Annotated in this window: 12 protein-coding genes and 2 pseudogenes; 7 read left to right on the top strand and 7 right to left on the bottom strand. The window is 43.2% G+C overall.

What is annotated here, in order from left to right; all coding sequences use genetic code 11:
• Window positions 1-93: 93 nt before the first annotated feature.
• The 3 genes and pseudogenes from C4S39_RS12070 to C4S39_RS12060 all read left to right on the top strand — a co-directional run.
• Window positions 94-891: pseudogene (locus tag C4S39_RS12070) on the top strand (transposase); the annotation flags it as partial.
• An 87-nt stretch (window positions 892-978) separates the two neighbouring features.
• Window positions 979-1212, top strand: a complete 234-nt coding sequence (locus C4S39_RS12065; protein WP_103967231.1) for a hypothetical protein — start codon at window positions 979-981, stop codon at window positions 1210-1212.
• A gap of 44 nt (window positions 1213-1256) precedes the next feature.
• Window positions 1257-1583, top strand: coding sequence for a hypothetical protein (locus C4S39_RS12060; RefSeq protein ID WP_103967230.1), 327 nt, complete (start codon window positions 1257-1259; stop codon window positions 1581-1583).
• Window positions 1584-2094: 511 nt separating this feature from the next.
• On the opposite strand, the gene traF is transcribed toward C4S39_RS12060, so the two are convergent.
• Genes traF through traJ form a run of 4 tightly spaced genes read right to left on the bottom strand, consistent with a single transcriptional unit; the run spans window position 2095 to window position 6584 of the window.
• Window positions 2095-2637 (bottom strand): conjugative transfer signal peptidase TraF, encoded by a 543-nt coding sequence (gene traF, locus C4S39_RS12055; RefSeq protein WP_103967229.1) that lies wholly within the window; start codon window positions 2635-2637, stop codon window positions 2095-2097.
• Complete coding sequence (locus tag C4S39_RS12050; RefSeq protein WP_103967228.1) at window positions 2634-4517, bottom strand: type IV secretory system conjugative DNA transfer family protein; 1884 nt, start codon at window positions 4515-4517, stop codon at window positions 2634-2636. The genes traF and C4S39_RS12050 overlap by 4 nt, the downstream gene beginning before the upstream one ends.
• Window positions 4514-6184 carry a TraI/MobA(P) family conjugative relaxase gene (gene traI / locus C4S39_RS12045; RefSeq protein WP_103967227.1) on the bottom strand — a complete coding sequence of 557 codons (1671 nt, stop codon included), beginning with the start codon at window positions 6182-6184 and terminating at the stop codon, window positions 4514-4516. The genes C4S39_RS12050 and traI overlap by 4 nt, the downstream gene beginning before the upstream one ends.
• Window positions 6185-6215: 31 nt before the next feature.
• On the bottom strand, window positions 6216-6584 hold the full coding sequence (traJ, locus tag C4S39_RS12040; protein ID WP_103967226.1) for a conjugal transfer transcriptional regulator TraJ: 369 nt from the start codon (window positions 6582-6584) through the stop codon (window positions 6216-6218).
• A gap of 384 nt (window positions 6585-6968) precedes the next feature.
• Here traJ and C4S39_RS12035 point away from each other — a divergent pair, with 384 nt between their 5' ends.
• From C4S39_RS12035 to C4S39_RS12015, 4 genes are all read left to right on the top strand, one after another.
• Window positions 6969-7406 (top strand): TraK family protein, encoded by a 438-nt coding sequence (locus C4S39_RS12035; RefSeq protein ID WP_146059768.1) that lies wholly within the window; start codon window positions 6969-6971, stop codon window positions 7404-7406.
• A gap of 221 nt (window positions 7407-7627) precedes the next feature.
• Window positions 7628-8359 carry a nucleotide-binding protein gene (locus C4S39_RS12025; protein ID WP_103967223.1) on the top strand — a complete coding sequence of 244 codons (732 nt, stop codon included), beginning with the start codon at window positions 7628-7630 and terminating at the stop codon, window positions 8357-8359.
• Entirely contained in the window at window positions 8356-8805 is a 450-nt protein-coding gene (locus C4S39_RS12020) for a hypothetical protein (RefSeq protein WP_103967222.1), read from the top strand. The genes C4S39_RS12025 and C4S39_RS12020 overlap by 4 nt, the downstream gene beginning before the upstream one ends.
• Window positions 8806-9011: 206 nt before the next feature.
• Window positions 9012-9650 (top strand): DUF4145 domain-containing protein, encoded by a 639-nt coding sequence (locus C4S39_RS12015; protein WP_103967221.1) that lies wholly within the window; start codon window positions 9012-9014, stop codon window positions 9648-9650.
• A gap of 380 nt (window positions 9651-10030) precedes the next feature.
• Here the strand turns inward: C4S39_RS12015 and C4S39_RS12005 are convergent.
• From C4S39_RS12005 to tnpA, 3 genes and pseudogenes are all read right to left on the bottom strand, one after another.
• Window positions 10031-10683, bottom strand: a pseudogene (locus tag C4S39_RS12005) (IS66 family transposase zinc-finger binding domain-containing protein); the annotation flags it as partial.
• A 140-nt stretch (window positions 10684-10823) separates the two neighbouring features.
• Entirely contained in the window at window positions 10824-10928 is a 105-nt protein-coding gene (gene tnpB, locus C4S39_RS15885; RefSeq protein WP_258039431.1) for a transposase, read from the bottom strand.
• Window positions 10915-11166, bottom strand: a complete 252-nt coding sequence (gene tnpA / locus C4S39_RS15375; protein WP_181023819.1) for an IS66 family insertion sequence element accessory protein TnpA — start codon at window positions 11164-11166, stop codon at window positions 10915-10917. The genes tnpB and tnpA overlap by 14 nt, the downstream gene beginning before the upstream one ends.
• Window positions 11167-11205 lie beyond the last annotated feature (39 nt).

Genomic DNA, 11205 nt, shown 5'->3' with positions numbered 1-11205 from the left:
GACTTATCCACAGTGGTATAGTACGCTATACCACTATTTCACCTAGTCAAATTTCAATTAGCACAGGTGGTCAGTTTTCAGTTAGCAGCAACACATATTGAAGAAATGCTGACGGAATATCCACATGGCACGCCCATACCAATACCCAATGGGTTGTTACGCCGCTACTGGGTATTGCCCCATTTATACCAACAACAATATGAGATGTACAAAACCAACACCAGACGTTGTGATGATCGCATCGTCAGTATCAGTCAGCCGTATATTCGACCCATTATCAGGGGAAAGCCCGGCAAGACAGTGGAATTTGGCGCCAAAATAAGCGTGAGCTTGACAGGCAAAGGGTTGGCACATGTCGACAAGCTGCACTGGGACGCACAGCACGAAGGTCATGATCTTGAAGCGCAAGTTGAGGCCTACAAAAAACGTTACGGCTATTATCCCGAAGTCGTCATTGCTGACACGCTATATGGTTCACGTGATAATCGCAGCTACCTGGCACGCAATCATATCCGCTTCGCAGGCAAACCACTGGGACGTCCACCAAAGATTACACCTGCAAACAAAGATGAATTGATGCGCATGAAAGCACAACGTCGACCGGAATATCGCGAGCGCATTCCGATTGAAGGGAAGTTTGGCCAAGGAAAGTATGGATATCGACTCAACAATATCCGAGCCAAGCGGGCTGACACCTCTGTCGCATGGATCAATAGCATCTTCCTGGTCATGAATCTGCTCATCTTGGTGCGGGTTTTTATTTGCCTGAGGAATCTTGCTGCCAAAATAGCATCCTGGGTGACAAAAAAAAGCATGCCAAGAGAAATTCCGTTTGCGCGTGCCTGCCAATTCAGCTCAAACCGGAATTCTTACTTGGCAGCGCATATCTGATCGCTGTATTTCTGAGTAAGCTCTACTTAGGAGCCGTTGCCTCATCTAAAATCAAACCAACTTGAAACAATAAGAAAGGAGATTTAGATGATGATGAAATCAATGAGCCTGGCTGCTCGGAGGGAGTTGCAGGCAATTATCAAGCAGAAGTATCATAATGCAAGTTGGGCGGAGAGGAGTAAGTTATTGGATGGATTTGTTGCTGCCACAGGTTACGAGCGGAAATATGCCATTCAGCTGTTGAACAGTGTTGAAATGCCAGTCTTCCAAAGAAGCGGCCAGCATCCCAAAAGTATGACGAACAAGTACGACAAGCTTTAATTTCAGTCTGGTTTGCCGCTAACCAAATTTGCTCAAAGCGTCTCGTGCCGTTTTTACCGCAGCTGGTAACGGCCATGGAGCAACATGGCCACTTACGGTTACCAGCAGATGTGCGAGCACACCTGCTCAGCATCAGTCCCGCAACTGTAGATCGCATGTTGAGACCAGAGCGAGAGAACATTAAGAGAAGCATCAGTACTACGCGTCGTGGCAATCTTTTAAAGCATCAAATTCAGGTAAGGACATTTGCTGACTGGGACGATGTTACTCCAGGTTTTCTGGAGGCTGACTTGGTCGCGCACTGTGGTGGAAACACTAATGGCGCTTTTTTAAACACACTGGTTCTGGAAATCAAACTGAAAATAGTATAGAGGTATAAAACGTTTTTACCCATTTTGGCGTAGAAACTAGATAACAGATCACTCAATCAGGAGCATCACAAATAGCTGAATACCGGCTGTGCCTTTAAATCCCCTAAATTTCCATTACGCACAACTTCAGGGAAATCGCCCCAATCAGCACTCTCACCGGTACTGCCAAGTTAACTGTAGCTGAGCGATAATAGCGGAATAAATAGTGCAGCGGCCATATACAAACGCCATCGATTTAACTTAAGTCACCGGGACATCGAAGACCGGTTGGCTGAAAAGGAGATCGATGTAACTCATGAATTGATTCGTCTGTGGTGCATCAAGTTTGGCCCAAGATATGCCAGAAAGCTGAGGCACCAACACGAAGATTGGCCAATATTCCGGTTATTCTCGCAGAGAGTTTTAACCATATGAACTATAGATCAAATCTTATTTTGTAATTTAGGTTCTATGTCCCGATCTAAATCCAACGAATATGGCCCTTTATACGGGTATTGCAGAAGAACCCCACTTAATAACCCCAAGTAAAAACCGGTTCAACAACATGTTGAATCTGCAAACTCACAATCAGTCCAAAATACCGCGCATCAAAAGAATTGGGGTTTACATCAGACATAAGCAGATATTCAGAATCACCCAGCATCTTCTCCCCCAAACGATATTGCGGCAGTTCAGAACCATCAATATCTGTTTTTAACTGGACACTGTTAGGCAACAGTTCACCGTTAACCTTAATCCCTGCCCCACCGATAGAAACAGTGTCTCCTGCCTGTGCAAAAACACGTTTCAGCAACATTCCATAACCACCCGGACAATTACCAGTACTAATGTAATGGCGTGCCACAGCCATATCAAAAACTTCGTCTTGTGGTGGGCAGAAAGAGACGTATGCGCCCTTCCCTACCGGCGCATCGATGATCTTGTAAAACCCCACCGGAAGACTCGGCGTATTATTGTAATAAATACCGCTGACACGAAAAACAATACTTAACAAAAATATCCCGACACTGACAGACAAAACAATGCCTGCCAGAATATTGCATGCTTTTCTCATGATGATTGGATTATTTTGTCGCTGTAAGCTGGTGCAGGAACAGCCGTCCGCGCAGAAAACAGTGAATCTTGAAAATACAAAGGTTGCTTGCCATATATAGCAGGATAACCCGCCACATAAATAATCATGTCACCCGGCTTGGTAATTTTGCCTTCAGCATCTTTTTCTGGTGAAGGCATGCGTAAACACTCGTCAGGTGTTAGTAAAGGACGCTGTGTTTCCTGCATGGTTCGTGTCACGTTAGCATGCATCATCCCTACCCGCCTACCACTGGTCGTAATCTGCTCCTTGATGACCGTGGTTTGTCCGGTCAGCTTGGATAAATGCTCGGCTGTCTCAATCCGGTTGGGTGGAAAGGCATTTTGAATATGACAATTGGATGTGATGGCCTCATCGTGGCCGTATCCCGTCTCGCGGCTTTTAAGCTGATTGATGTCCTGACAGATCAAATAGGCTTTAATACCGTAGCCAGCAATAAACGCCAAGGATTCCTGGAAGATTTCCAGTTTACCCAGACTAGGAAATTCATCGAGCATCAATAAAAGGCGGTGCTTATAGTTCGCAACCGGCTGCCCATTCTTAAAATCAAGCCTGTCTGCAAGTGTCCGCACAATCATATTCATCATGATGCGCACCAGTGGCCGTAAACGAGTCTTATCGTTAGGCTGCGTCACAATGTATAAACTGACAGGGCTAGCGTTGTGCATCAAATCACGAATTGCAAAATCCGAGCGGCTAATATTCTTTGCAACCAGTGGATCACGGTATAAGGATAGATAGGATTTAGCGGTAGATAAAACTGACCCCGCTTCCTCAGAGGGACGATCCAGCATATCTCGTGCGCTGGCGCCTACCACTGGATGGTTCTCTCCATTAACATGCGGATAGGTAGCCATTTCCATCCATAGTTCACCAATATCCCGTTCAGGATCCGATAGTATTGAATCCACAAGAGGCAATGTGGCCGCAGTTGCGCCTTCATTTCCTGATTTATATAAAGTATGCAAAATCACACCAACAAGCAGCGCCTGACTGGTTTTCTGCCAGTGGTCTCTGAGCCCCTTTCCATCTGGATCAACAATTAAAGTAGCGAGATTTTGCACATCACCCACTTCAAGTCCATCATGCATCCTGATTTCATCCAATGGATTCCAACGAGCACTACCTTTTGGCGATGCAGGATCAAAGCGAATAACTTTATTCCCGGCATGAACCTTCCGCCAACCGGCTGTTACAGACCATAGTTCGCCTTTCAGATCAGTAATCACCGCACTATGTCCCCATGAAAGCAAGGTTGGAATAACTAAACCCACACCTTTGCCGGAGCGAGTCGGCGCATAACATAAAACATGTTCGAGGCCATTATGTTTAAGATAATGAGTTTTGCCTTTTTTATCCTGCCAGGCACCTACATATACATAATCATTTTGTGGAATCTTTTTCGAAATTAGTCTTTTGAAGAATTGCTGTCTTAGAGGAAGCAGCCTTGCCGCCTGGATGTCCTTTTCATTAGCCCAACGCGCTGACCCATGTAAACTTGAGTTCGGACGCGATGAATTATCCACAACCATTTTTACAATCAGTGTCAGAATCAGCCCGGCTCCTGCAAATAGAACACCCATGCTTCCGGATAGCTCAATAATATCCGGATGCTGGGCATACCATTTATTAGTCCACTCAAAAATCGACCACGGCGGGTATAACTGGCTAAAGTGAACACCAAGCTGCGGTTGATATTGAAATCTATATGCAAAATATTGCGTTGCAACCTGAACCCCACCCAGCATAAAGAAAATCGCCATAACCTGAGTAAGCCGGGTTTTTATCAAGCCTTCGTTTTTTACTAGTGGACTTCCCGCATTTTGGTTTGAACGGTTCATTTTGAACGTCCTTTTCGAGGTGATTTGATACTGATTCTGGACACTTTCTGCTGCAATGGATTCTCTTGCTTATCTAAACCAATCGCATCGCGCCCCTCTAATCCCTGACCAGTTCTGTTATTGATTAAATCTAATCGGCGTTGTTCTAATGCTTCGTCAGCAAATGTAACATCAGAATTTGTATCTACAGCGACTTGAACAACTTTTTCACGGAAATCATCCGACCCATTGATAGTCAATTTCTTACCGTACTTAATCTTAGCCTCTTGTAATATTCCTGAAATTTTCTCTTTGGTCGCACCAGCCATAATTACCAACCGATTGCCGCCATCACGAATGGCGATTGATCCGATATTGCAAATAATCGTGCCCGTTCTGGTAATCGTTTCTATAAAATCCTTATTCTTTAGAGAATCGTCATTAGCCTGTGTACCAGAGACATTATTTGTCTGCGCGCTATAATCTTTTCTTGCTCGCAATATGTCCAGCGCTTCCTGATTTCCCTGCCGGGATTCTTTCACCAGCCAACTCAACCAGTCCATTCTTTTATGGCTTGCTTTTGAGGCTTGATATCCTTCCCTAAAGTCTTTATTAATCGCGTCGATCCTTGTTTTCAATTCACTATAAACGGATGCAACCATTATTTTTTTGGACAACCTACCCGAAGTAACATTTTTGATCAGTAGTCGTTTTAGCTTGGCTTTGGTTTTGACTGCTTCTATGGCTTGATTCTTTTTATCACGCAGTTTATTCCATTGGTTTTTTCCCTGTATTGCCGCCTCATTCTGCTCTTTTGTGTATTGCGCATATAGTTTTGATGTATCAATTTTGTTACGCAGTGGCCTGGGTTCATATTGCTTTGAATATTGCTTTGAATATTGTTTTTTGGTTGTTGTATCATCATCAACCCCGACATAATCACCGAGCTTCTTAACCAAATTGGCCTTTGATAAGGCTCTGTCAATAGAACTGGCTTTAACACCAATCCCATTACTGGAAACAAATACAAAACCATTACCGCGCTCACGCAATTCGAGGCCATGATCCTTTAATACTTGGTGTAACTCAGTCCAGCTTGTCGCAGCTTGAATCTGCGCCAGGCATTCTTGTTGCATCCAACCTATAAGACTCTCCGATCCAGCCTTGAACTCAATATTGGACGCCCTACCCTGCGCGCCACGCTTTTTTGTTTCGTGATTATCTGGTGTTAATCCATACGCTTGTTCCAATTTTTCACAAAGTTCACCAATGACTTTATAGTCATAATGGGGGTTATGTATCGTGTGCCTTTCAGGATGAATTTTGTTGATCGCAATATGCATATGCAGATGATCGGTGTCATGATGCACCACACTGAGTCGTTGATGTTCACCAAATCCAAGGCCATCACAAAGTTGATCCTCTATTTGCTGCAAAGTAGCTTCGGATAGTTCATCATCACGAAAACTAACCACCAGGTGATAGGTTTTGTCAGAAGTCGCGCGTTGATTCATCTGCTGCGTATTAAGTACTTCCGCAACCACACAATCTGGACGATCCGAGTAACAATTAACTGCTCGGATTAAACCGATGCGCTCAGTCTTGTTTTGTGGGTCAACAATATAATTCACCAGTCCGGCAAAGTTGCTTTTCTTAACTGAATTGATTGGGATGTGTTTGGCTATCATGATTATTTTTTAATCAAATTCTCTTAGGATTTTATTTTTTTGAGTTGATGATTTTCATCATGATGGCCGTCATTTGTGTGCGGGTTTCTTCAATGTCTTTTAACAGACCATTAATTGTTTTCTTGTCAAAATGGGCTGCACGCCGATCATCGCTTAACCATAATTTTAAAAGTCCCCCTAGCCTGCCTAGATCACCGTTTATTTTTGCCAGTTCATTTACTTTTTGGTTGTCCATGATGCTGGTTGGCTCATAACCTAAGCCTAGTTTTTTTAAATATTCTGAAATACTCAGGCCGCAATTTTCGGCTTGCTCCCTGATGATTTTTCCTTCTTCAGGTTCAACTGGAACCCTTAGATGGAGTTTGTATTTTCTTTTATTCTTTGGGTTTGTCTTACTCATTGCTTTAGTTGGTTCTTGGTTTTCTCGATTGCTTTTGCTTTGCCTCGCAGAGCAGGATTATCGTTGAGCACACCGTGCGAATAAGTTCCTTGTGATGTGGGATGACAAGTTTACTTGTTAGCTAACTTCACATATCCTGCCCTGTTATGTAGTAATTGTTACACAATCAGTGTATCATCAACATTTGTGCCTATTCAATCATTTATTAACACCATAAACTATAATCAATGGCTATTGATATCTAATTGTCTTAATCGTTTATAATTAGTTATAAGTTATTTGTGTTACTTTGTTTATTATTTTTTATATGCTATTGATCTTATTAAGTCGTAGTATTCTGATCAATAATTAGTTATATTCTTTCGCACAATGGAAAAGAATATCTTGGAAAGGCTTGCCGATAAGACGGCAAAAAGCGGCTCCCTTCATGCCAAACGAAACCTTGCTGTCTTCCTGGCACTGCGTGATCAAATTAACCTGGCTATTAATAGTGGGTGGTCAGTTAAGGATATTTGGGAGTTACTGCACGATGAAGGAAAGATGGTAATCAGCTATCAGGTGTTTTTACGGTTAGTTAAAAAGCACACGGATTACAAAACGCATAAAAGAAGTACCAAAAAAAGCGAACTAAAAAGTGCCGTAGAAGAACAACAAATTAATCGTTCAGACGAAACCCATAAGGAAAACCTTAATGAGAATAAAAAAGATTTAGAACCCGCACAAGAAAATACAGATTCTACTAAGCGCCCTAAATATCCTGATACCGGAAACCCCAATGGATTTGAATGGAGTGCTGACTATAACGTTGACGATATAATTTGATAGATACGATAAAAACAAAAAAAGTGACATTGGGTTATCAACCCTATTTGAGTTTTGTTAACCGATATAAATCAAATAATACTCATCATTCAATTCAAAACAAGCGGCAAGAATCAAAGTTACCGCATCAATATGATCGTTCCAGCAGTACCCATAAAGATTTACCACGTGATCTAAAAGCTGCACTATAAATTCAACTTATCTTAGAAGGGGTTATGCTAATGGCTAAAATACACATGATATTGCAAGGCAAAGGCGGGGTGGGTAAATCTCTCATTGCATCCATACTGGCACAACATTGTTACGCCAAGAAAAAAGATATTCTCTGCATCGATACCGATCCGGTGAATGCCACTTTTCATGGGTTTAAGAAATTGAATGTAACACGACTGGATTTAATGGACGGCGATAATGTTGATCCACGTAAATTTGATCATCTGGTTGAGATGATCACCAAAAGCAAATCTGATGTGATCATCGATAATGGCGCCAGCACATTTGTGGGTTTATCGCATTATTTGATCAGCAATCAGGTTTCTACAATGCTTCGGGAAATGGGGCATGAGTTGGTAATCCATACCGTGATTACAGGCGGTCAATCTCTGACGGATACTGTCAATGGATTCAATAGAATTATTCAACAATTTCCTACTGATGTTACATTTATTGTCTGGCTTAACCAGTTCTGGGGAAAGATTGAAATGAATGGCAAGAAATTTGAGTCTATGAAAGCTTATATTGATAATAAAAGCCGTATATCAGCCATAGTAACTATCCCGGAATATAAGATGGAGACTTTCGGTCGTGATTTGAGGGAAATGTTGCAGGATAAATTGACTTTTGATGAGGCGATAGCAAAACCAGAAATTTTAATTATGGTTCGCCAGCGGCTTAAAATAATTAAAGACGATCTATTTAAGCAATTGGAAGGTGCACAAGCCGTATTGGCATGAGTGCTGCAGAACAAAAGCTGGATGAGGTTATCCAGCACATTGCCTCCATTCATGGGATCATCGTATCCAAAGATGATCCGGTCATGATATTGCATACCTTGAATGAGCGCCTGATTCAAGATAGCACGACTGCACAGCGGGATTTACTGGATAATTTCAAAGGAGAGATTGAGCTGATCGTTTCTGAATTATCCATGGCAGCTAAAGATCATTCGGATCGAGTTCTGAATTCAACCATCGAGACCAGCAAAACAGAAATTGCGCGCGTGATGGAAGAACAGTCCAACATCATCATTGAGCGTTGGAAAGCCGATTTGAATGCCGGACTTTATGAGGCATCCAAAACAATGGCAGCATCACGACAAACCGCAATATTAAATATCATTGCTTCATTCATCACGTCAATTTCTGCTGTCATTATTCTGTATGTGTTTTTAACTATGTAGAGTATCTATTTCAGCTTGCAAATAATGTGGGTTCATTCTCATTTAATCTAAGCTGAAAATGCGATGTTTGCAGGTTTTGCGGATTACCTTTGGAAGCTCTTACAACAAAATTATAATTAACCATGAACAAGAATATACGGCATGTCAGGATTATTATTGGATAAAATACTTCGTATATATTACTTTAGGGCTTTTGGGAGACGGTAGTGCCAGAACAGAAAGAAAAAATCCAAGTGCACTGTGGTGAATGTAAGCGCCACACGAATCACACAGTTTTGACTCAGCGCGAAGTAAATGCTCATCCTGAAGATGACTTCCATTGGGGAGAAATCCATTATTTCTGTCAGTGTGCCGGGTGCAATTGCTACTGTTACGCCATTGCCGAGTTCAGCGAGGATGATTGGAATTCATACACCCGAGAAATGGATTATCGGTGGAAGACTTATCCACGATCCAAAGGGGAGCGTCTGCCAATAGACGACGTATACGAGCTTCCAAACAAGGTCCGAGTGATTTATCAGGAAATCCTCGGCGCTGTGAATGCACAGCTGCCTGTGCTGACGGCTATCGGACTTCGAGCGCTCATTGAAGCAATTTGCAAAGAGCAAATCGTCATTGCAACCAACTTGGAAAAGCGGATAGATGGCCTAGCAACCAATGGTGTGCTTTCGCAAGCTCAAGCCAAAATCCTGCATGGCCACCGGTTCCTAGGCAATGTTGCAGCACACGAGATCGAATCGGCTAAGCCAAAAGAACTTATCGCTGCACTGGAAATTGCAGAAGCCATGTTGAAAACCATCTATATATTGCCTGGCCTCTCAAACCAAATTAGAACAGGGAAATAACCCAAATAAGTCGCTCCAGTCAACGGCCCTACCGGAGCGTAGCAAAGGCAGCGCCACAGCTGAGCTTAGGCGTTAGCTGCTACCGGGGACATCACATGAGTTCTAGCAATGAAAATGGGGGCAACATAGGAGAGACCGCCAAGGCGGTAGCGGAGCTTACGAAATCCTTCCCCATCTATCAAGACGCGATTCAACCTGCCGCAAAAGAGATCGGAAAGTCGCTGCATCTAGTAGCCCGCGCGGTTACCCCCGCGCTGGCTCCCGCAGAGGGCTTGTGTATTTCGGTTTGCATCGTTTTATTTGATTTGTATTCATCGTCACCTCGTTAAGACATTATAAATCTGCCTTTTAAAGTGTCCGGTTTAATTGAATCATTACACCAAAGGTTGCAGTTCAACGCCGCTACGACCGACCCATTCCGCCATTGTTGAGCGGGAAAGTGTGACTTGTTCACGTGCAGCAATCTGTTCTAAGCGATACAACGGCAGGTGATTTAGGTATTTGCTGGTCAGTACCAAGCTCAGCAGGCCGGGTGCTGCCATACCACCATCAATAATGGCTGACGGAATATAGGTGCGGCAGTAACGATTTCACAGGTCTTGCAGGCATACTGTGGGCGAATGTGACTGTGAAGGAAGAACTTTGCTGGCTCCACATCCAACTGCTCGCTAACATCTTCACCGATCTTAACCAGATTGTGGCCACATTGACTGCATTAGCAAGATTCTGGTTCGTAACGGTGTTCAATTCGTGGCAGGTGTTCTGGTAATGGTTGGCGGCCAGCGCGGGAACGTGTTGATTTAGCCGAATCGGCTTTTGCTGATGGGTCGAGCTGTTCGATTTCGGCATGTACCGCTGCCAGATCAGTTTGTAAGGTTTCCTCGAACAAATCGGGGTGTGCAGATAATGACTCGCTCTTTTTGCCAAATAGATTCCGGCGCAAATAGGCCAGTTCCATAGTCAATGCCTGGATTTTGAGCTGCTGAGAATGAATTTCTTTTTGCGATTGCTCAAACAGCATTTGAACTTGCATTCTAGTATCTGCACAAGGTTCAATTGATCCAATTTGGCGAGTGTATTCATGCTGTTAATACCACATAACCCACTGAAACACTGATGAATAAAGGCCTTTGACTATTTTCAAGCCTTTAAATGTGCAGGTGGCAACGCCGATCATCGCTGCCAGTTGACACCGGCTATTAGCCAATTCCACTGTGCTTGCGTCAACGTAAAACAGCGTTCATCTAATTTTGGCCAAACAAATTTACCCTGATGCAAACGGCGATGGCCCTTGCGGACAATGTAAACACAGTGACCCCGATGACGAAGGCTCCAACTTGATCTCAACCGGAATCAAAGTCGACGCAACTGCAGCAACTGGTTGAGAACGATAAACCCGCAACCAGTTCGCGAACGTTTTGGTATTCAGCTTATGCTGAAGACAATACGCCACCTGCGATAAACCACTCGAATGCCAGGCATCTATATGTTTTTGCGGATCTGTCGATAATGCCATTGGTTTTTATCCTCTCAAAAAATGTTTGAGGATAATTGA

The sequence above is a fragment of the Nitrosomonas ureae genome (assembly GCF_900108305.1).
GTDB classification, from domain to species: domain Bacteria; phylum Pseudomonadota; class Gammaproteobacteria; order Burkholderiales; family Nitrosomonadaceae; genus Nitrosomonas; species Nitrosomonas ureae_B.
This window is presented reverse-complemented; position numbering and strand designations above follow the sequence as displayed.